This is a genomic window from Pantoea sp. CFSAN033090, assembly GCF_001264395.1.
In the GTDB taxonomy this organism is placed as follows: domain Bacteria; phylum Pseudomonadota; class Gammaproteobacteria; order Enterobacterales; family Enterobacteriaceae; genus Pantoea; species Pantoea agglomerans.
This window is the reverse complement of the sequence record NZ_LGYX01000005.1, coordinates 48,450-69,523: the sequence shown is the minus strand read 5'-3', so window position 1 is coordinate 69,523 and position 21,074 is coordinate 48,450. Positions and strand designations below refer to the sequence as shown.

General features: G+C 56.5%; 21 protein-coding genes. 12 read left to right on the top strand and 9 right to left on the bottom strand.

Annotated features, from left to right (window positions below):
- Position 1: 1 nt before the first annotated feature.
- The 3 genes from AFL22_RS06060 to AFL22_RS06050 are packed head-to-tail and all read left to right on the top strand — an operon-like array spanning position 2 to position 2,265.
- Positions 2–802: a hypothetical protein gene (locus AFL22_RS06060; RefSeq protein WP_010671609.1), complete on the top strand. Its 801-nt coding sequence runs from the start codon at positions 2–4 to the stop codon at positions 800–802.
- 29 nt (positions 803–831) lie between these two features.
- Positions 832–1,332, top strand: a complete 501-nt coding sequence (locus AFL22_RS06055) for a YbaK/EbsC family protein (RefSeq protein WP_052270962.1) — start codon at positions 832–834, stop codon at positions 1,330–1,332.
- A 21-nt stretch (positions 1,333–1,353) separates the two neighbouring features.
- Positions 1,354–2,265 carry an EamA family transporter gene (locus AFL22_RS06050; RefSeq protein WP_052270961.1) on the top strand — a complete coding sequence of 304 codons (912 nt, stop codon included), beginning with the start codon at positions 1,354–1,356 and terminating at the stop codon, positions 2,263–2,265.
- Between the two features lie 62 nt (positions 2,266–2,327).
- Here AFL22_RS06050 and ibpA read toward each other — a convergent pair whose 3' ends face one another.
- Positions 2,328–2,744: a small heat shock chaperone IbpA gene (gene ibpA / locus AFL22_RS06045; protein WP_010258920.1), complete on the bottom strand. Its 417-nt coding sequence runs from the start codon at positions 2,742–2,744 to the stop codon at positions 2,328–2,330.
- 290 nt (positions 2,745–3,034) lie between these two features.
- Here ibpA and AFL22_RS06040 point away from each other — a divergent pair, with 290 nt between their 5' ends.
- Positions 3,035–3,403: a YceK/YidQ family lipoprotein gene (locus AFL22_RS06040; protein ID WP_223564587.1), complete on the top strand. Its 369-nt coding sequence runs from the start codon at positions 3,035–3,037 to the stop codon at positions 3,401–3,403.
- On the opposite strand, the gene AFL22_RS06035 is transcribed toward AFL22_RS06040, so the two are convergent.
- From AFL22_RS06035 to dnaA, 7 genes are all read right to left on the bottom strand, one after another.
- On the bottom strand, positions 3,378–4,637 hold the full coding sequence (locus tag AFL22_RS06035; protein ID WP_052270983.1) for a DUF3748 domain-containing protein: 1,260 nt from the start codon (positions 4,635–4,637) through the stop codon (positions 3,378–3,380). The genes AFL22_RS06040 and AFL22_RS06035 overlap by 26 nt on opposite strands.
- Positions 4,638–4,752: 115 nt before the next feature.
- Positions 4,753–5,562, bottom strand: a complete 810-nt coding sequence (gene yidA, locus AFL22_RS06030; RefSeq protein WP_010258924.1) for a sugar-phosphatase — start codon at positions 5,560–5,562, stop codon at positions 4,753–4,755.
- 99 nt (positions 5,563–5,661) lie between these two features.
- Entirely contained in the window at positions 5,662–6,141 is a 480-nt protein-coding gene (locus AFL22_RS06025) for a YhcH/YjgK/YiaL family protein (protein ID WP_010258925.1), read from the bottom strand.
- Between the two features lie 192 nt (positions 6,142–6,333).
- A complete protein-coding gene (gene gyrB, locus AFL22_RS06020; RefSeq protein WP_010258926.1) occupies positions 6,334–8,742 on the bottom strand; it encodes a DNA topoisomerase (ATP-hydrolyzing) subunit B in 2,409 nt (802 codons plus the stop codon).
- Between the two features lie 18 nt (positions 8,743–8,760).
- Positions 8,761–9,846 (bottom strand): DNA replication/repair protein RecF, encoded by a 1,086-nt coding sequence (gene recF / locus AFL22_RS06015; protein ID WP_010258927.1) that lies wholly within the window; start codon positions 9,844–9,846, stop codon positions 8,761–8,763.
- Between the two features lie 314 nt (positions 9,847–10,160).
- Positions 10,161–11,261, bottom strand: a complete 1,101-nt coding sequence (gene dnaN, locus AFL22_RS06005) for a DNA polymerase III subunit beta (RefSeq protein ID WP_010258930.1) — start codon at positions 11,259–11,261, stop codon at positions 10,161–10,163.
- A gap of 4 nt (positions 11,262–11,265) precedes the next feature.
- Complete coding sequence (dnaA, locus tag AFL22_RS06000) at positions 11,266–12,681, bottom strand: chromosomal replication initiator protein DnaA (RefSeq protein WP_031591042.1); 1,416 nt, start codon at positions 12,679–12,681, stop codon at positions 11,266–11,268.
- A 597-nt stretch (positions 12,682–13,278) separates the two neighbouring features.
- Between dnaA and rpmH the strand changes: the two genes are divergently transcribed.
- The 7 genes from rpmH to AFL22_RS05975 all read left to right on the top strand — a co-directional run bounded on the left by rpmH (position 13,279) and on the right by AFL22_RS05975 (position 18,904).
- Positions 13,279–13,419, top strand: a complete 141-nt coding sequence (gene rpmH, locus AFL22_RS23165; protein WP_003849659.1) for a 50S ribosomal protein L34 — start codon at positions 13,279–13,281, stop codon at positions 13,417–13,419.
- Between the two features lie 14 nt (positions 13,420–13,433).
- Complete coding sequence (rnpA, locus tag AFL22_RS05995; RefSeq protein ID WP_008926396.1) at positions 13,434–13,793, top strand: ribonuclease P protein component; 360 nt, start codon at positions 13,434–13,436, stop codon at positions 13,791–13,793.
- The gene (yidD, locus tag AFL22_RS23160) at positions 13,757–14,014 is read left to right on the top strand and encodes a membrane protein insertion efficiency factor YidD (RefSeq protein ID WP_008926397.1); all 258 of its coding nucleotides are present in this window, start codon (positions 13,757–13,759) and stop codon (positions 14,012–14,014) included. Before rnpA ends, yidD begins: the two co-directional genes overlap by 37 nt.
- Positions 14,015–14,016: 2 nt before the next feature.
- Positions 14,017–15,663, top strand: coding sequence for a membrane protein insertase YidC (yidC, locus tag AFL22_RS05990; RefSeq protein WP_010258933.1), 1,647 nt, complete (start codon positions 14,017–14,019; stop codon positions 15,661–15,663).
- A 92-nt stretch (positions 15,664–15,755) separates the two neighbouring features.
- A complete protein-coding gene (gene mnmE, locus AFL22_RS05985) occupies positions 15,756–17,120 on the top strand; it encodes a tRNA uridine-5-carboxymethylaminomethyl(34) synthesis GTPase MnmE (RefSeq protein WP_052270959.1) in 1,365 nt (454 codons plus the stop codon).
- Between the two features lie 265 nt (positions 17,121–17,385).
- The gene (locus AFL22_RS05980) at positions 17,386–17,976 is read left to right on the top strand and encodes a malonic semialdehyde reductase (protein WP_031591047.1); all 591 of its coding nucleotides are present in this window, start codon (positions 17,386–17,388) and stop codon (positions 17,974–17,976) included.
- A gap of 178 nt (positions 17,977–18,154) precedes the next feature.
- Positions 18,155–18,904, top strand: a complete 750-nt coding sequence (locus AFL22_RS05975; protein WP_010258937.1) for a 4'-phosphopantetheinyl transferase superfamily protein — start codon at positions 18,155–18,157, stop codon at positions 18,902–18,904.
- A 36-nt stretch (positions 18,905–18,940) separates the two neighbouring features.
- On the opposite strand, the gene AFL22_RS05970 is transcribed toward AFL22_RS05975, so the two are convergent.
- Complete coding sequence (locus AFL22_RS05970) at positions 18,941–20,254, bottom strand: NCS2 family permease (protein WP_010258938.1); 1,314 nt, start codon at positions 20,252–20,254, stop codon at positions 18,941–18,943.
- A 152-nt stretch (positions 20,255–20,406) separates the two neighbouring features.
- Between AFL22_RS05970 and yieH the strand changes: the two genes are divergently transcribed.
- Positions 20,407–21,066, top strand: a complete 660-nt coding sequence (gene yieH / locus AFL22_RS05965; RefSeq protein ID WP_010258939.1) for a 6-phosphogluconate phosphatase — start codon at positions 20,407–20,409, stop codon at positions 21,064–21,066.
- Positions 21,067–21,074: the final 8 nt, after the last annotated feature.

The window sequence follows — 21,074 nt, the reverse complement described above, 5'->3', positions numbered from 1 at the left end:
CATGGCAATTTTCAATCAGTTCCGCGTGATTAATCCCAACATGTTTGTGGAATCGACCTGGCTGGATGACATCGTTACCGCACGGGTGCCGCTGCTGGTGCTGCGTAATTTCCTGACGCCAGAGGTGCGGGAAGCGGTGGTGACTGACCTGCAGAGCTGCCGGGAAAAGATCCGTGTCTCCCACTATCCCAATGGCGCGCTGACCACGCTCGGCCCCTATCTGGCGCGTCATACTGCGGCTCCCGATAACTACTTTACTGAGCTGCGCGATATCCAGCCGGCGTTGCCGCCCTCACTGAATACGCTGCGCGAACAGATTTACCGCTGGGTTCAGCATGCGCTGCGGCTGGAAAGTTTACGCATCGCCCACGAACCGGGTTGTGGAGACTATGCCGGTTCTATCGTGCGCTTTCATGCCAATGGCGTCGCGAACCCGCTGCATAACGACAATATCGTGCGCGACGCCGCAGAGACCTCGCTGGTGGTGACGCAAATCCTGCATCAGCTCAGCTGCGTGGTCTGCCTGCAGGAGTGCAACGCGGGCGGAGCACTGCGTATCTACAACAAAAAGTGGTCGCCAGAGGATGAGCAGTTCAAAACTGCCGGGGAGCTGGGTTATCGCAGTGGGGTGATTGAAAACAGTGAGATCTGCGAATTTTCACCACGCAGTGGCGATATCTATCTGTTTAATCCTGCGTTTTATCATGAGATTGATCGGGTCGAAGGCGATACCCGTATCACCATGGGTTTCTTTTTCGGGCTGACCGATAAAAAAATGAAACACGCTATCGCCTGGAGCTAAGCCGGGCTGTGCCAGAACAGGAGAAGGGAATGACGACGTTTGAAAAAATTATTGCGCTGCTGGATCAGCAGCAGGCCAGCTACCGCGTGGTGGAACATGAGGCGATAGGGCAGACCGAACAGATCAGCCAGATACGCGGTAACCTGCTGAGCCAGGCGGCCAAAGCGATGGTGCTGGAGGTCAGCATGCCGGACGGTGCGCCATCGCGTCAGCTGCTGGCGATAGTGCCGGGCGACTGCCGGATCAATTTCAAAAGTGCGGCGCGCGCCATCGGCGGCAAAAAATCCTCTTTCGCCGCTCCGGAGCTGGCGCAGGCGCTGACGGGCTGTGTGATGGGCGCGGTGCCGCCGTTTAGTTTTGATGACCGGCTGGCGCTGCGGGTGGATACCCGGCTGCAACAGGTCGGAACGTTATGGTTTAACGCGGGCGAGCTGGATAAGTCGATCGCGCTGGCTGTAGATGATTATTTTCGCATCGTGGGTGAAGGCTGCTGTGCCGATATCGCGACCCCGATTGCGGTCACCGCCTGACGGCAGGACAAGGAGTTTCTGATGTCGGTAAAAGATATGCTGTTAGCGCTGTGCGTGGTGGTGGCGTGGGGCGTCAATTTTGTGGTGATCAAGCTGGGGCTGCAGGGTATGCCGCCTTTTTTGCTCGCCGGGCTGCGTTTTACCCTGGTCGCCTTTCCCGCCATTTTCTTTGTGCGTCGCCCGCCGATTCCGCTGCGCTGGCTGGTGGTGTATGGCATGACCATCAGTTTTGGTCAGTTCGCCTTTCTGTTCCTGGCGATCAAGCTCGGCATGCCTGCCGGTCTGGCCTCGCTGGTGCTGCAGGCGCAGGCATTCTTTACCCTGTTGCTGGGCGCGTTGTTGCTGGCGGAGAAGCTGCGCTGGAATCATATCGTCGGGATTATCATCGCTACGCTGGGGATATTTTTGCTGGCAACGGCAGGCATGGAAGGGCAGACCAGCGCCGGTATCACGCTGACCACCATGATGCTGACGCTGTCGGCGGCGCTCTCATGGGGACTGGGTAATATCACCAATAAGATTATTATGCGGAACCGCAGCGTGCCGATCATGTCACTGGTGGTCTGGAGTGCGCTGGTGCCGATCGTTCCTTTCTTTGCCTGTTCGCTGCTGTTTGATGGTCAGGCCGCCATCGTTAACAGCCTGCTGCATATCGGCCTGCAGACCGTGCTGGCGCTGTTCTATCTGGCATTTGTCGCCACCATTGTGGGTTACGCCATCTGGGGGAATCTGCTGAGTCGCTACGAAACCTGGCGCGTCGCGCCGCTGTCGCTGCTGGTGCCGGTGGTGGGGATTATTACCGCCGCGCTGGTGCTGGATGAGCATCTCTCCGGGCAGCAGATGCTGGGTGCGGTGGTGATTATTCTGGGGTTACTGGTCAATGTGTTTGGTGGCGTGCTGGGTCAGCGTTTAGCGATGCGAACGCAGTCGTAAGGACAAGTCCGCCTTCAGATATAAGGGCAAAAAAAACGCCGCTAACGCGGCGTTTGTCATGGTTACTTCAGAATCTCAATACGGCGTGGTTTCGCCTCTTCCGGCACCAGACGTTCAAGATCGATGCTCAGCAGACCATTCTCGAGACGGGCATCGCGCACCACAATGTGGTCGGCGAGCTGGAATTTACGCTCGAAGTTACGCTCGGCGATACCCTGATACAGGTATTTACGCTCGGTCTGCTCTTCAGGATGGGCACCCCGCACGATCAGCACGTTATCGTGCGCCGTGATATCCAGTTCACTCTGAGCAAAACCGGCCACCGCAATAGTAATGCGATAGTGATTTTCATCGACCAGTTCAACGTTATAGGGAGGATAGCCGCCATTGCTCTGATTCTGATTAGATTCGAGCAGGTTAAACAGGCGATCAAAACCGATAGCAGAGCGATAAAGTGGGGTGAGATCAAAATTACGCATATTAAGACTCCTGAATTTCAGCAAGTTTTGGCAACCTTCCACTACTGGACAGGCTGGATACGGCACCCCACTGTCCCTTGCGGCAACGGTGAGTGCGTCCGTAAACTAAAAATGGGTGCCACAAGACCATTTTCAAGAGGGCGAAGTGCAATTTTTTTCGCCAATTTGAGGAAATGACATACACTCAGGACTACTTTTGCCAGACCCAGACGGACTTCGCCCCAGAGTGTTGACGTTGTCTGGCAAGCAAACTCAGCCAGGCTTATGCCATGACTGAAGGGATGATGATGATGAAATTGATGAAGACCTTACCTCTGGCTGGAGTGGTGTGCTGCGCAATGGCAACAACCGGCTGTTCCAGCGTGATGTCTCACACAGGTGCGAGTCAGGGCTACTATCCAGGCACCCGTGCCAGTGCTGATATGCTGTCCGATGGTGATACCAGCTGGGCATTGAAGCCGCTGGCGTTAATCGATCTTCCTTTCTCTGCCGTGCTGGATACGCTGCTGCTGCCGTGGGACTACTACCGCAGCGACAAAGATAAATCTCTCGACTCTCCACGTGAACGCATCCTGCAGAGCGAAAGGCTGGCGCATACGCAGGAAAGCCTGGCGCAGGCGCAGCCTATGCCTCCTATGCGGTCACTGCCGCAACCGTAAAGAGTTGCCGCCAGCCATTCACCTCACGCATATAAGCAATCTGTGTACCATCAGGTGACCAGACCACCGCGTCACCTGATGGCGCCTCTTCTGTTCTGCGGGTCAGACGCTGACACGCGCCGCTCTCAACGTCACATCGCATCACGCTGTTATCGCAGACAAAAGCGATCGCCTGGCCGTCAGGATGCCAGCTAAAGGCGGACTGAATGCTGTGGCTGAGTCGGGTGATCTGACGCGGTTCGCCGCCGTTGGGGGAGACCGTCCAGAGCTGGATCACCTCTGCGGCATCCGCCATCAGAAACGCTATCTGGCTGCCATCCGGTGCGGCGCGCAGCCAGTGGCGAGGTTGCAGAGCCACACCACGGCTGTGCGTCAGGCGACGCTGCTGCACGCCAGCCGGTGGCGCAGGTAACTGCTGGCTGCTGCCCTCCAGCGGCATCTCTCCGGCGCGGGCGTAATCCTCCAGCGCATCAGGCAGATCAACAATAAAAACTTCAGGCCGTTTTTCGCCCTGCGCCGTCAGCGTGTCGCCAATAAAGGCGATCGCCCAGCGCTGCCAGCTGCCGTCCGGCTTCTGGTAGCCACGCTCACCGACCCAGCACTCCTCACAGGCACGATTAATCTGGTCACTGCCTGGCAGCGGTTCCGCATGCGTCTGGCTCACCAGCAGGCAAAAAAAGGTGCCGTCATATTCGCGCGGATGCTGCTTTTCGGGCGTTACAGCGCAAAGGGGCACCGCGATGCCGACGTTGCGCAGATCGAGCCGGCTATCCAGTTCGTGCATTACGTGGTCATTGTAGGTAAAGCTCAGGCGAGAACCATCGGGACTGAAGACATGTACATGCGAGCCGCCACGCAGCGCGCCAGGGGTAAACGGCGGCGTGATATCGCAGGCATCCAGATTCACCGCTGCACCGTTCTGAACGATCACCCCGCGCCGGTGGTGGAAGTCATACTGCCAGCTGGCATCGGGATGTTCCGGGCCATGAATGCAGACGTAGCGCGGTGGCAGATCGGGACTGACCGTGACGACGCCGACGTGAGCACCATGCCGGGCCTGATACAGCACCTCCACCTCACCGGTCATCACATTGACCCGCTCAATGGTCTGACTGGTAAACGACCCGCCCGATGGACGAACGTCAAACGCCAGCCACTGGCTGTCGGCAGTCCAGACATTAATATTGGTGAGCTGATGCTGACGGGCAGCAAAGGTGATCTGTTTTTCTGACATGATGAAACCCACGGAGAAAGAGTTGCCCGACAAATTACGCGATTCTGTTTTGCGGTGCAGCATTTTTGCCGGGTTAGGGGATCCGGGCCGAAGCGGCCCGGCAGAGAACAGGCCGTTACAGCACTAACTCTTCGATGGCATGCGCGACGCCATCTTCCATATTGGTTTTGGTGATGAACTGAGCAATTTTCTTAACAGAGTCAATGGCATTCCCCATTGCGACACCCGTTCCTGCGTATTCAATCATCGCCAGGTCATTCTCCTGATCGCCAATCGCCATCACTTCTTCCTGCTTCAGGCCGAGCTTCTCAGCCAGCATTTTAACGCCCTGGCCTTTATTCACCCGACGATCGAGGATTTCGAGGTAATAAGGCGCGCTCTTCAGGATGGTGTAGGTCTGCTGAGCATGCCCGGGCAGGCGGGCAATTGCCGCGTCGAGCAGAGCGGGCCGGTCGATCATCATCAGTTTCGGGAAGCGCATGGCACGATCCATCTCCTCCACCGCGCGGTAGCGCACCGGAATGCCGGTCAGGCTCGCTTCATGGATGGTGTATTCGCTGATGTCTTTGTTAGGGGTATAGAGATGGGTTTTGTCGAATGCCTGGAAATGTACGCCAAGCTCACGTGCCAGGTTCTCGATGTAGAGGTAGTCGTCAAAGGTCAGCGTCACTTCCGCCACGCACTCACCATCTTCGGCCTGATGAACCAGCGCACCGTTGTTGCTGATCGCGTACTGGCCGGGCGTCTGCATATCCAGTTCCATGAGATAGCGCTGGATACCTACAAACGGCCGGCCGGTGGTCAGCACAATCGACACCCCTTGCTGACGGGCGCGATCCAGGGCGGATTTCACCGCCGGTGTGATCTCATGTTGCGGGTTGAGCAGGGTGCCATCCATGTCGATAGCGATCAATTTAATAGCCATAGAGTCCTCGTAGCGTCTGGGTTTTGTTCAATGCTAGCGCGATTCAGCGCACATTGACCAGTTTCATGGCAGGCGAGAACGGCCAGCTGACCACCAGGTTCAGGCGGTAAAGAGATCGCGGTGGATTTTAATCACGGCTTTTCGGATTGTTGCGGGTTCGCCAGGGGCGCAGCAGGGACGATGGATATCGTGCGGGAAAAAGAGCGCGAACATGCCGGGCATCAGCGTAATCACAGACTCATTCAATATCTTCTGATAAAAAACGACGTCTCGCTGCTGGGCAAAATCTTCGGTGATGTGCTGGTCGGGATGGGCGCGGGCCACGCCAATATTTTCGGTGCCTGCCAGCAGATACTGAATATCGATGTAGTTGAAGTGGGACTCCGCTTTGCGTGCGCTGGCCGGTTCGGTCATCATCTCCTGCACCAGACAGAACATTTTGTTGTCGGGCAGGATCTCATATTTGCCGGTTTCCAGCTGGCTGAAATCTGTGCTGGCAATCCAGCTTATCGCCTGATCGACTACCGGATGAAAGGCGTGACGTTCTCTGTCCCAGTCGTGACGATCGCAAACAATCATGGTGTTACTCCCTGTGTGGAATAGTGCGCGGTAAATGCGCAAAGAGGGGCAAGAGTAAGGGAGCTGACCGGGTTAAAACGTGATCGGGATCGCAGCATGCAGGCAGGAAGGCACCTCCTGGCGGGTTTTCCGCCCGGAGGGCACAAAAAAAAGGCCATCACCTGTGTGATGGCCTTTCATCTCTGATGCCGGTTAAATATCGATATTGGCGGCTTTCAGCGCATTTTCTTCAATGAAGGCGCGGCGCGGTTCAACCGCATCGCCCATCAGGGTAGTGAACAGCTGATCAGCGCCAATCGCATCTTTAATGGTAACGCGCAGCATACGACGGCTGTCTGGATCCATGGTGGTTTCCCACAGCTGCTCCGGGTTCATCTCGCCCAGACCTTTGTAGCGCTGGACCGAGAGGCCGCGACGCGACTCTTTAATCAGCCACTCAATCGCCTGTTCGAAGCTTGCCACTGGCTGACGACGCTCGCCACGCTCGATGTAAGCATCCTCTTCCAGCAGACCACGCAGTTTGCTGCCCAGGGCGCAGATTTTGCGATACTCAGGACCCTGAATGAAATCAGCATCCAGCGGATAGTCAGTATCTACACCGTGGGTACGGACGCGCAGTACCGGCTCGAACAGGTTTGATTCGCGGTTTTCACGCACCTGTGCCAGATAGGTGCTGCCATGCGCTTCGCGTTCAGTCAGATAGCTCACCAGACCATTCAGCCAGGTTGTAACCTCTGCTTCGCTGGTCAGGTCGCTCAGCGTGTCGTGATAAATCATCGCACGCAGCATGGCCATCGGATAACGGCGCTCCATACGCTTGATCATCTTCTGGGTGCTGTTGAAGTCAGTGACCAGCGTCTCCAGCGGCTCACCGCCCAGCGCCGGCGCGCTGGCATTGGTGTGCAGCGTCGCGCCATCAAGCGCGATAGCGATCTGGTATTGATCCATCGCCTCGTCATCTTTGATGTACTGCTCCTGCTTGCCTTTCTTCACTTTGTAGAGTGGCGGCTGGGCGATATAAACGTGGCCGCGCTCAATGATTTCAGGCATCTGACGATAGAAGAAGGTCAGCAGCAGGGTACGGATGTGCGAACCATCGACGTCGGCATCGGTCATGATGATGATGCTGTGATAGCGCAGCTTGTCCGGGTTGTACTCGTCGCGACCAATACCGCAGCCCAGCGCGGTGATCAGCGTGGCCACTTCCTGGGAGGCGAGCATCTTGTCGAAACGCGCTTTCTCAACGTTAAGAATCTTACCTTTCAGCGGCAGAATCGCCTGGTTTTTACGGTTACGGCCCTGTTTGGCTGAGCCGCCTGCGGAGTCACCCTCCACCAGGTAGATTTCAGACAGCGCCGGGTCGCGCTCCTGGCAATCCGCCAGTTTGCCTGGCAGACCCGCCAGGTCCAGCGCGCCTTTACGGCGGGTCATTTCACGGGCGCGGCGTGCCGCTTCACGGGCACGGGCGGCGTCGATGATTTTGCCGACTACAATTTTGGCGTCTGATGGGTTTTCCAGCAGGTATTCAGCCAGCAGTTCATTCATCTGCTGCTCAACCGCTGTTTTCACCTCGGAGGAGACCAGTTTATCTTTGGTCTGCGAGGAGAATTTAGGATCCGGCACTTTCACCGAAACCACAGCGATCAGACCTTCACGGGCATCATCACCGGTGGCGCTGACTTTGGCCTTCTTGCTGTAACCCTCTTTTTCCATGTAGGCATTCAGGGTACGGGTCATCGCTGAACGGAAACCGGCGAGGTGTGTACCGCCGTCGCGCTGTGGGATGTTGTTGGTAAAGCAGTAGATATTTTCCTGGAAGCCGTCGTTCCACTGCAGCGCCACTTCCACACCAATGCCATCTTTCTCGGTAGAGAAATAGAACACGGTAGGGTGAATCGGGGTTTTGTTTTTGTTGAGGTACTCAACAAACGCCCGGATGCCGCCTTCATAGTGGAAGTGATCGCTTTTGCCATCACGCTTATCATCCAGACGAATCGACACGCCGGAGTTCAGGAATGAGAGTTCACGCAGGCGTTTCGCCAGGATGTCATACTCAAAATCGCGCACGTTGGTAAAGGTTTCGTGGCTCGGCCAGAAACGCACACGGGTCCCGGTAATGTCGGTCTCACCCGTCACCGCCAGCGGTGCCTGTGGTACGCCATGGACGTAAATCTGCTGATGCACTTTGCCTTCGCGACGAATGGTCAGCTCCAGCTTCTGCGACAGGGCGTTAACCACGGAGACGCCCACGCCGTGCAGGCCGCCGGAGACTTTATAGGAGTTATCATCGAACTTACCGCCAGCATGCAGCACGGTCATGATCACTTCAGCGGCAGAGATGCCCTCTTCTTCGTGAATACCGGTAGGAATGCCGCGTCCATCATCCTGCACCGATACGGAGTTATCGGCATGGATGGTGACCACAATGTCACTACAGTGACCAGCGAGCGCTTCGTCGATTGCGTTATCCACGACCTCGAATACCATGTGATGCAGACCGGTACCGTCATCGGTATCGCCGATATACATGCCCGGGCGTTTGCGTACCGCATCAAGTCCTTTGAGGACTTTAATACTTGAGGAGTCATAAGAATTCGACATCAACGTTTCTCGCTCATTTTAATCTTCAGGTTGAACCGCTATTTTACCCTGTTCCACGCGGAACATCTTGCCCTTTTCGTCGGTCATGTCGATTACATGTCCGGCAGAAATTGCGCTGACAAACACCTGAGCCTGAGTGGCTTTTAACCGTTCCGCCAACAGGCGTCGGCGGCTCTCATCCAGCTCAGAAGCAAAGTCATCAATGAGGTAAATACAGCGGCGTCCGCTCTGGCTTGTCAGGAACTCGCCCTGTGCCAGACGCAATGCACACATCAGCAGTTTTAACTGCCCGCGTGAGAGTAAATCTTCTACCGGCGTCCCTTCAGCCCGAATACGAAAATCCGCTTTATGGGGGCCGCTGGCGGTATAGGTCAGTGCGCGATCGCGCTCGAAGTTACGTTCCAGCAGTTCGGCGTAGTCGCTCTCTTTGTCCCAGCCACGCTGGAATGAGAAGCGCAGCTCAAATTCCGGCAGAAACTGGCCACAGGTGGCGGTGATCTCCGCTGAAATCGCCGCACTGTATTCCGCCCGCCACTGGCTGATCTGTTCAGCCAGCGGAACCAGCTCCTGATCCCAGGGACGAATCTGGCTGTAACGTGAGACCTGGCGCAGCGCCGCGTTCCGCTGTTTAAGCAGGCGGCGCATGTTGTTCCAGGCGTTAAAAAAGCCGGGGGTGTTATGAAAGCAGCCCCAGTCGACATAGGCTCTGCGGTATTTGGGGCCGCCATTCAGCAAACTAAAGCCTTCAGGGGTGATTAACTGCATCGGCAACAGCTGCGCCAGCTCCGCGACCTTGTGACCATCGCTGCCATCAATGCGCACTTTGCTGTCACCGGCGCGGTTTTTGGTCAGCCCGACTGAAATTTCCCGCTCTTTGTTTTCCAGACGCCCATGCAGCACAAACGCCGCCTCGTCGTGACGAATCACGCGTCCCGCCTGCAGGCTGCGAAACGAACGGCCATGCCCCAGAGTATGAATCGCTTCTAAAACGCTGGTTTTACCACTGCCGTTGGCGCCGACCAGGAAATTAAAGCCGGGTGCCAGCTGCAGGTCAGCCTGCTCAATATTACGAAAATCTTTGATAAGAAGGCGGGTTAAAGCCATGAATCAGTCCAGCGTGAAGGGCAATAAAGTTTTTGGCCTGGCGATCCAGGGCGTCAACGGCAAAGCAGGTTTGCCCGATACCTCAGTCACCAGGCCGTCGGCGTCGCAGCTACGTTGCGCCCCGCCAGCGCACAGCCACCGGAGCGTACTGAAGTACGTGAGGATGGCGAGCACTGCCGGGGCACAACGTAGCAAGTAAGCCAGGCCGATATATTCTACAAGAAGCGCGCAGGCCCTGGGAGCATACTGAATTATGTGACCAGGGGCGAGCACCGCCCGGAATCAGAATGGCAAGTAAGCCAGGCCGATATATTCTACAAGCGCATGGGCATCACGACATAGGCCGCTGCCGGACTCGCCACATCCTCAATCTGCACGCTCGACACCGAATCGGTCAGCAGCAGACGGACGTTTTCGCACTTCAGCGCGTTCAGCACATCCAGCACGTAACTGACGTTGAAGCCAATCTCCAGTTCTGTGCCGTTGTAGCTGACATCCAGCATCTCTTCCGCTTCTTCCTGTTCAGGGTTATTGGCGGTGATCTTCAGCTGATTTTCGGTGATATAGAGGCGAACACCGCGGAACTTCTCGTTAGAGAGGATAGCGGCGCGGGCAAAGGCCTGTTTGAGCAGATCGCAGCCCGCTTCCAGCGCTTTGTCGGGATTCTTCGGCAATACGCGACGATAATCGGGGAAACGGCCATCAACCAGCTTAGAGGTAAAGATGTAGTCGCCGACATGCGCACGGATATTGCTGCCGCCAATCTGAACCTGCAGCGGGGTATCGCCGCCATCCAGCAGACGCAGCAGTTCAATCACGCCTTTACGCGGCACAATCACCGAATGACTCGGCAGCGCCTGACCAATCGGCATGGAGCAGACGGCCAGACGGTGACCGTCAGTGGCCACGGTGCGCAGCTCTTCCCCTTCGGTTTCGAACATCATGCCGTTGAGGTAGTAACGCACATCCTGATGCGCCATCGAAAACTGGGTCGCTTCAATCAGCCGTTTCAGCGTCGCCTGCGGCAGGGTAAATTCAACTTCACTCTGCCAGTCGTCAAGATTCGGGAAGTCACTGGCGGGCAGGGTCGACAGCGAAAAACGGCTGCGGCCAGAGCGCACCAGCATGCGATCGCCTTCCAGTGCCAGAGTAATTTCTGCGCCATCCGGCAATCCGCGACAGATATCGAGGAATTTACGCGCCGGAACGGTGGTGGATCCAGGCTCATGTGCCTGAGTCAGCGCCACGCGTGCGACCATCTCCATTTCCAGATCGGTACCGGTCAGCAACAGCGAACCTTCAGTTACCTGCAGCAGCAGGTTTCCAAGGATCGGCAGCGTCGGACGACCACCCAGGGGACCACTTACTTGTTGCAGCGGCTTCAGCAGCTGCTCACGTTCAACAATAAATTTCATAGCGTCAGGAAGATAATGTTCTGATGAGATTAGAGAAATCTTCTTTGATATCGTGGCTCTCTTCACGCAGCTGCTCAATCTTGCGGCAGGCATGAAGCACCGTTGTATGGTCGCGACCCCCAAAAGCATCGCCAATTTCTGGCAAGCTATGGTTGGTTAACTCTTTCGCCATCGCCATCGCCATCTGGCGCGGACGTGCCACCGAGCGCGAACGGCGCTTGGAAAGCAGATCCGCTACCTTAATTTTGTAGTACTCAGCCACGGTCTTCTGAATATTATCGATGGTGACCAGCTTTTCCTGCAGCGCCAGCAGATCGCGCAGCGCTTCGCGCACGAAGTCGATGGTAATCGCCCGGCCAGTAAAGTTGGCATTGGCGATCACGCGATTCAGCGCGCCTTCCAGCTCACGCACGTTAGAGCGTAACCGCTTGGCAATAAAGAAGGCGACTTCACCAGGCAGACGGATGTCGTTCTCATCCGCTTTTTTCATCAGGATCGCCACACGCGTTTCCAGCTCAGGCGGCTCGATCGCCACCGTTAAACCCCAGCCGAAACGTGATTTAAGACGATCTTCCACCCCGTTGATCTCTTTTGGATAGCGATCCGAGGTGAGGATGATCTGCTGGTTGCCCTCTAATAAGGCATTAAAGGTGTGGAAGAACTCTTCCTGCGATCGCTCTTTATTAGCAAAGAACTGAATGTCATCGATCAGCAGCGCATCTACCGAACGGTAGTAGCGTTTGAACTCTTCAATCGCATTGTTCTGCAGTGCTTTAACCATGTCCTGCACGAAGCGCTCGGAGTGCATATAAACCACTTTTGCATTGGGTTTACGGGCAATGATGCCGTTGCCCACCGCATGCAACAGGTGCGTTTTACCGAGACCGGTGCCGCCATACAGAAACAGCGGGTTATAAGCGCCGCCTGGATTATCCGCCACCTGACGTGCCGCCGCGCGCGCCAGCTGGTTAGATTTACCCTCGACGAAGTTATCGAAGTTATGACGGTTGTTAACATTTGAGCGATAGGTGACGTCGGCCGGAGCCGGGACATTATCCCAGCTGGGACGCATGATCTGCGTCGGGGCCGGACGAATATGGCTCTGTACGGGCATCACGGGCGCGCTGACGCTGGCCATTACGGGCTGGCTGACCGCTGCCGCCTGCTGCTGAACCGGGCGCGTTCCCACTTCAAAACGCAGGGCGGGCACGTTTGGACCGCAGAATTCATTCAGCAGTGCATTGATACTATTAAGGTATTTGTCCCGAACCCAGTCGAGTACGAAGCGATTTGGAGCATACAAGGCAAGCGTATTGTCGTTTAACTCAGCCTGTAGTGGACGGATCCACATGCTGAATTCGGTGGCAGGAAGCTCATCCTGCAAACGGGCAAGACACTGTTGCCAAAGCGTAAGTGACACGGCGGACTCCACTCGTACAAATTCGAAAAGAATAGTAGGCGTTACTCTAAGAAACGTTCATTTTTGACACAGACGCTAAGAAAGCGCCTGCGACCGCTATCAGCGGTTTTCCGTCCTGCAATCACCGGAGGATCGTCAGCGGAAGGGCGGATCATAGCGCAAAGCGAGGCAGAGATCTTCCCTTTCTACACAGTTTTGATCCTTTTTATCCACAGGCCAGAGGCGCGCAAAGAAGTTTACGCCAGTTGCGGGAAAAACCAGCAGGGATCTGGCGCAATCCATTAAAATTTCGGGCGACATCTCATTTTATCCCCAGGATCCGGCAAGCCGATCGCAATAAGATCCCGTGCGATCCTTGCGCTTTAGTGCGGAGCCCGTATAATTCTCCACCCGACATTGAGCCATCAGGCGCAAAGTCGGGACTCTGCGGGCTGTATGCGGGTTTTCAGGCACTATGACACGCGAAGTAAATTGACTCGGGACTGTACAATTATTACAATCCCGCCTCTTTATTAAAGACACATTGAGGCGTAGGTCGATTTTCTGGCCCGAAACGCGTCACCCAGTGAAAATTTTCAAGTTTAGGTAGAAACCGCCATGAAACGCACTTTTCAACCGTCCGTACTGAAGCGCAACCGTTCACACGGTTTCCGTGCTCGTATGGCAACAAAAAATGGTCGTCAGGTTCTGGCACGTCGTCGTGCTAAAGGCCGTTCTCGTCTGACCGTTTCTAAGTAATAAAGCAAGCCCTGATGGGTAAGCTCGCATTTCCCAGGGAGTTACGTTTGTTAACTCCCACTCATTTCACTTTCGTCTTCCAGCAGCCACAACGGGCTGGCACGCCGCAAATTACTATTCTCGGCCGCCTTAACGCGCTGGGGCATCCCCGCATCGGTCTCACCGTCGCTAAAAAACATGTGAAACGCGCTCATGAACGCAACCGGATCAAGCGATTGACCCGCGAAAGCTTTCGTCTGCGTCAACATGAACTGCCGTCGATGGACTTCGTGGTGGTCGCGAAGAAGGGGGTTGCCGATCTGGATAACCGTATGCTGGCGGAAGCGTTGGAGAAATTATGGCGTCGTCACTGTCGCCTGGCGCGCGGCTCCTGATCGTCCTGATACGCGTCTATCAACGCGGCATCAGTCCATTACTGGGACCACACTGTCGGTTTCACCCGACCTGCTCTCATTACGGAATTGAGGCATTACGCAGGTTCGGCCTGATAAAAGGCAGTTGGTTGACATTAAAACGCGTATTAAAATGCCACCCCTTGAACCCGGGTGGTGACGATCCTGTGCCGCCAAAAACCTTTGATACCAGAGAACATTAACGATGGATTCGCAACGCAATCTCTTTCTCATCGCTTTTCTGTTCGTGACCTTTATGATCTGGCAAGCCTGGCAGACGGACCACGCTCCGCAGCCACAGCAGACGCAGACCACACAAGGCACAAACAGCGTAGCGGGTGATACCGCCAGTCAGGGTGTACCGGCCAGCGGTCAGGGCCAGACGATCACCGTTAAGACTGATGTCCTGTCATTGAATATCAACACCCGAGGCGGTGATGTTGAACAAGCACAGCTGCTGACTTTCCCGGACAAACTGGGTTCTAACCAGCCGTTCCAGCTGCTTGAAACAACGCCAGCGTTCCTTTATCAGGCACAGAGTGGTTTGACCGGTCGTAATGGCCCGGATAACCCGAACAACGGCGCGCGTCCGCTGTTCAACGCTGCGCAGGATCACTTCGAGATGGCTGATGGCCAGTCCGAACTGCGTGTGCCGATGACCTACACCGCTGAAAATGGCGTGGTTTACACCAAAACCTTCATCTTCAAGCGTGGCGAATATGCCGTTAATGTCGATTATCATGTCAACAACACCACCCAGCAGCCGCTGGAAGTGTCGCTGTTTGGCCAGCTGAAGCAGACCATCGATCTGCCTAAGCATCGTGATACCGGCAGCAACAACTTTGCTCTGCACACCTTCCGTGGCGCGGCCTACTCCACCAGCGAGTCGAAATATGAGAAGTATAAATTCGACACCATCGCGGATAACGAGAACCTGAACGCCACCACCAGCAATGGCTGGGTTGCGATGCTGCAGCAGTACTTTGCAACGGCATGGGTTCCGCGTACCGAAGGCACCAACACCCTTTACACCAGCAACCTGGGTAATGGCGTGGCGGCGATTGGCTATAAATCTGCACCGGTCACCATTGCCGCGGGCGCACAGCAGAATCTGGGTGCAACGCTGTGGGTCGGCCCGGAAATTCAGGACAAGATGGCAGCGATTGCGCCGCACCTTGATCTGACCGTAGATTACGGCTGGTTGTGGTTTATCTCTCAGCCGCTGTTCAAACTGCTGAAATTTATTCACAGCTTCATCGGTAACTGGGGCTTCTCCATTATCGTGATCACCTTCATCGTGCGCGGCATCATGTACCCGCTGACCAAAGCGCAGTACACCTCGATGGCGAAGATGCGCATGCTGCAGCCGAAAATTCAGGCGATGCGTGAGCGTCTGGGGGATGACAAGCAGAAGCAGAGCCAGGAAATGATGGCGCTGTATAAAGCAGAGAAAGTGAATCCGCTGGGTGGCTGTCTGCCGCTGGTGATTCAGATGCCAATCTTCCTGGCGCTTTACTACATGCTGTCAGGCTCGGTTGAACTGCGTCATGCGCCATTTATTCTGTGGATCCATGACCTGTCAGCGCAGGACCCGTACTACATCCTGCCGATTCTGATGGGCATCACCATGTTCTTCATTCAGAAGATGTCACCGACCACCGTGACCGATCCGATGCAGCAGAAGATCATGACGTATATGCCGGTGATTTTCACCGTGTTCTTCCTGTGGTTCCCGTCAGGTCTGGTGCTGTACTACATCGTCAGCAACCTGGTCACCATTCTCCAGCAGCAGCTGATTTATCGCGGCCTGGAAAAACGTGGTCTGCATAGCCGCGACAAGAAGAAAGCGTAAGCGATCCAGAGCGGGAGTAATCCCGCCCTAAAATAGTCTATTCTCAGGCGGTCAAAGCGACCGCCTGTGTTTTTTGTAGCGAGAGAAAATTTATGAGCCACAGCGATACCATTGTTGCCCAGGCGACGCCACCCGGACGCGGCGGCGTAGGCATTCTGCGCGTCTCTGGCGCGCAGGCGGCAGAGGTCGCCCGCCAGCTGCTGGGCAAACTGCCTAAGCCGCGTTACGCCGATTATCTGCCGTTCACCGATAGCGATGGCCGCGTGCTGGATCAGGGCATTGCGCTGTGGTTTCCTGGTCCTAACTCCTTTACTGGTGAAGATGTGCTGGAGCTGCAGGGCCACGGCGGCCCGGTGATCCTGGACCTGCTGCTGAAGCGCATCGTGGCGCTGCCTGGCGTGCGTATCGCTCAGCCGGGTGAGTTTTCAGAGCGTGCGTTTCTGAATGACAAGCTCGATCTGGCGCAGGCCGAAGCGATTGCCGACCTGATTGATGCCAGCTCTGAGCAGGCGGCGCGTTCGGCCGTGAACTCCCTGCAGGGCGTCTTCTCCACCCGTATCAATCATCTTGTGGAAGCACTCACTCACCTGCGGATCTATGTCGAAGCCGCTATCGACTTCCCGGATGAGGAGATCGATTTCCTCTCTGACGGCAGAATCGAAGCGCAGCTGAATACGGTGATCGGCGATCTGGATGCCGTCCGTGCCGAAGCGCGTCAGGGCAGCCTGCTGCGTGAAGGGATGAAAGTGGTGATTGCGGGCCGGCCTAATGCGGGCAAATCGAGCCTGCTGAATGCGCTGGCGGGCCGTGACGCCGCCATCGTCACGGATATTGCAGGCACCACCCGTGACGTACTGCGTGAGCATATTCATATTGATGGCATGCCGCTGCATATCATCGACACCGCTGGTCTGCGTGAAGCCAGCGACGAAGTGGAGCGCATCGGGATTGAGCGCGCCTGGCAGGAGATCGAACAGGCTGACCGCGTGCTGTTTATGGTGGACGGCACGACGACCGATGCCACCGAAGCGGCGGCTATCTGGCCCGATTTCGTCTCTCGTCTGCCGCCCGAACTGCCGATTACCGTGGTCCGCAACAAGGCGGATGTCACCGGGGAGTCTCTCGGTCTGACAGAAGTAAATGGTCACTCACTGATTCGCCTGTCGGCACGCACCAGCGCGGGCGTGGACGAGCTGCGCGATCACCTGAAGCAGAGCATGGGCTTCGCCGGCAATATGGAAGGCGGCTTCCTGGCGCGTCGCCGTCATCTGCAGGCGCTGGAGCTGGCGGCAACGCGCTTACAGCAGGGTAAAGCGCAGCTGCTCGGTGCCTGGGCCGGAGAGTTACTGGCGGAAGAGTTGCGTCTTGCCCAGCAGGCGTTAAGCGAGATCACCGGCGAGTTCACTTCTGACGATCTGCTGGGTCGCATCTTCTCCAGCTTCTGTATCGGTAAATAACCGTGCTGGCCTGATAGCGTCCTGCTGTCAGGCCAGATTTCCTGCCACGCTGCTCCCCTGTTATTCCCGCTTCTGTGTTGATTCTTGCTGATATGTTATTTTGCGGCGGCACGGCATTGCCGTATAACGGTTGAAGCGCCGATCTGACGTGCGGCGACGGATTGCGGTGAGTGATCCCCGCCTCATCCCGCCGCGCCGGACCGGACGCAAACCCACTACGTGAACACCGTTGGGCGAACTTTTTCGCCTGAAACAGGAGAGTTGCATGAGTACACCGCTCGACACTGCCGCACTGGACACGCTGTTTAATGACGCCCGCACCCACAGTTACTGGCAGGCTAAGCCCGTCGATAACGCCCTGCTGGAGCAGCTCTATGCTTTAACGGCACTGGGCCCAACCTCGGCGAACTGCTCGCCTGCGCGATTTGTTTTCGTGACCTCGGCGGAAGGCAAAGAGAAGCTGAAACCGGCACTCTCTTCCGGCAATCTGGAAAAAACCATGAGCGCGCCGGTCACGGTGATTGTGGCCTGGGACCGCGAGTTCTATGAGCAGCTGCCCGCCCTGTTCCCGCATGCTGATGCGCGCAGCTGGTTTACCGGCAGTCCGGAAGCGGCAAAAGAGACCGCTTTCCGTAACAGCAGCCTGCAGGCGGGCTACCTGATTCTGGCGGCGCGTTCGCTGGGTCTGGATGCCGGTCCGATGTCCGGGTTTGATCCGGCCAAAATCAATGACGCCTTTTTCCCCGACGGTCAGTATCAGGTTAACCTGCTGATTAACCTTGGCTATGGTGACGCATCAAAACTGCATCCGCGCCTGCCGCGACTGAGCTTTGAGCAGGCGAGCCGTTTCGCCTGATGCTGCCCGCGTCGCGAGTCGAATCGCGACGCTTATCTCTGGTCGATCCCCGCAACTCAGCTCACTCTGCTCATCCTAATCCGAATTTACCTCAATCTGTGCGTTGCCAGGTGCATTAAGGTAAGAAAATTCCTACAATGCTTCTGATGATTATCTGACCATTTTCACGGAGCGACAGATGGCTGGTCATTTTGTACGCTGGACGGGCGATCCCGGCTTCCCGGCTAATGATTTACGCATTCCCCAGGCTATCACCGACACGGCACAGCAGTTTGCTGACAAACGCCGTGGGCGATTTCTTGCCGCCCGTACCCTGCTGGCACAACTGATGCTACGGGTTTATGGCATTGGTGAGCTGCCGCGCCTGCTTATCCAGAGCAACGGACGCCCCGTTTTTGCTGACAGCGATCTGCCCGATTTCAGCATCGCCTATGCGGGCAATACGGTGGGTGTGCTGCTGGCCGAAGAGGGCGGACGTGCCGGTCTGGATATGGAGATTGTGCATGCCAGAAGCCGTCAGACTCAGGAGCAGCTGATTCAGGGATTAACCTCGGGCGAGATCGCCTGGATCAATGCCCAGCAGGATGCCATGGAGGCGGTGACGCAGATCTGGACATTACGCCAGAGCATTCTCAAGCTGACGGGAGAGGGCGATCGCGGACTGGATTCGCTGCGCCTGTTGCCCGGTGCGGGTCGGCTGCGATCTTCACTCTATCCCGATATTCAGGTGGTGTGCGATGCGGAGCCCATGCTGGTCTGGTCGTGCGCGCTGTCGTCTGCGACTCAGCGTCTGCATCTGTGGGAGATGGATAACGCCTTTCAGTGGCACGCATTACGCGAAATAGAGATGGGTAAGCCCAACATCGGGCCTCATGCTTTGCGGCTGACCAGCCTGCCCAGCGAGCGCAGCCTGCATCCTGAAATGTAAAAAGCCGCAACCCGGAGGTTGCGGCCCTGAATGCGCTTAGTGCGCGTCTACAAAGACAATCTTCAGCACAAACAGCAGAGCAACAATCACTACGCAGGGGCTGATTTCACGCCAGCGGCCAGTACCCAGCTTCATGACGCAGTAAGCGATGAATCCCAGCGCAATGCCTTCGGTGATGGAAAAGCTGAAGGGCATCATGGCGGCGGTCACAAACGCCGGAACGGCTTCGGTCAAATCATCCCAGCGAACGCGCGACAGGCTGGCGGTCATTAACACCCCAACGTAAATCAGCGCGCCCGCAGCGGCGTAGGACGGCACCATCGCGGCCAGCGGTGACAGGAAGGTCACCAGCAGGAACAGCAGGCCGGTGACCACGGCCATCAGGCCGGTACGGCCACCAATCGCCACGCCCGAGGTGCTTTCGATATAGGCGGTCACGGATGAAGTGCCCGCCAGCGCGCCACTCACTGAACTGATGCTGTCGACATAGAGCGCCTGCTGCATGCGCGGGAAAGTGCCGGTTTCATCAGTCAGTCCCGCTTTATCGGTGACGCCGATCAGCGTGCCGGAGGAGTCGAACAGATTGACCAGCATAAAGGAGAAGATCACGCCCGCCATGCCGATGTTGAACGCGCCTTTAATATCCACCTGGCCGACCACAGAAGTAATGGAAGGCGGCGCAGAAAAAAGGCCGACAAACTTCACGTCACCCAGCATCCAGCCGATAGCGGTAGTAACCACCATCGAGATCAGCACTGCCGCGTGGATATTGCGTGATGCCAGAATAGCGATGATAAAGAAGCCCAGCGCGCCCAGCAGTACGCTGTGCGAGGTCAGATTCCCCACGGCCACCAGGGTATCGGGATTTGGCACGATAATACCGGCATTCTTCAGCCCCATCATGGCGATAAACAGGCCGATACCGGCGGTAATGCCGACACGCAGGCTCAGCGGGATATTGGCAATCATCCAGTAGCGAACCCGCAGTAGCGTCAGGATCAGCAGGCCGACCGCACCCCAGAAGATCGCGCCCATACCCACCTGCCACGAATAGCCCATCGCGCCAACCACCACAAAGGCGAAAAAGGCGTTCAGCCCCATTGCGGGCGCCAGCGCCACCGGCAGATTGGCAAACAGTCCCATCAGAATGCTGCCAAAGGCGGCAATCAGACAGGTGGTCACAAACACCGCCTGGGTATCCATGCCGGCAACGCCGAGGATCTGCGGATTGACGAAGACGATGTAGACCATCGTCAGAAAGGTGGTGATACCCGCGATCACTTCGGTGCGCACCGTGGTGCCATGTTCCTGCAGCCTGAAGATGCGCTGCAAAACGCCTTGCTTGCTCATGCCATCCATCCAGAAGAAAAAATCATCGGCGCGTATCCTGGCGATTTTACCGGGGCAATACAATGATTTTTCGCAACCGATTGCCAGTCTCGCAATCTGCGCTGAGTGCGGTAGAGTGTGGAGCACACCCCTGAATCGAAGGATAGAGTCTGATGTCAGTAGAATGCGTCTTTTTTGATTGCGATGGCACGCTGGTGGACAGTGAGTTGCTCTGTACCCAGGCCTACGTCAACACCTTTGCCCGTTACGGCCTGGAACTGTCGCTGCAGCAGATGTTTGAAAAATATAAGGGCGTCAAACTCTACGACATTATTCGTGACGTCGGCGACGCGCATCAGGTGACGCTGCCGATGGAAGAGGTGGAGACTGCTTATCGCGCAGAGGTCGCGCGGCTGTTTGATCAGCAACTGCAGCCCATCCCGGGCGCGAAAGCGCTGGTTGAGCAGATCAAGGTGCCGATGTGCGTGGTTTCAAACGGGACGGTAAAAAAGATGCAGCACTCGCTGGGCTTAACCGGCATGCTGCCGCTGTTTGCGGAGCACCTCTACAGCGGCTATGACATTCTGCACTGGAAGCCCGATCCGGAACTGATGTACCACGCTGCGGAACAGATGCAGGTGCCGATTGAGCGCTGCATTCTGGTGGATGACTCCGAAGCGGGCGCCCGCGCCGGTATCGCCGCTGGCATTCCGGTCTACTACTACTGCGCTGACCCACACAACCCTGAACTGGATCACCCGCTGGTGACGCGCTTCGACGATATGGCGCAACTGCCTGCGCTGTGGCGCGCCCGTGGCTGGGATCTGGTGTAGCGCGGGCC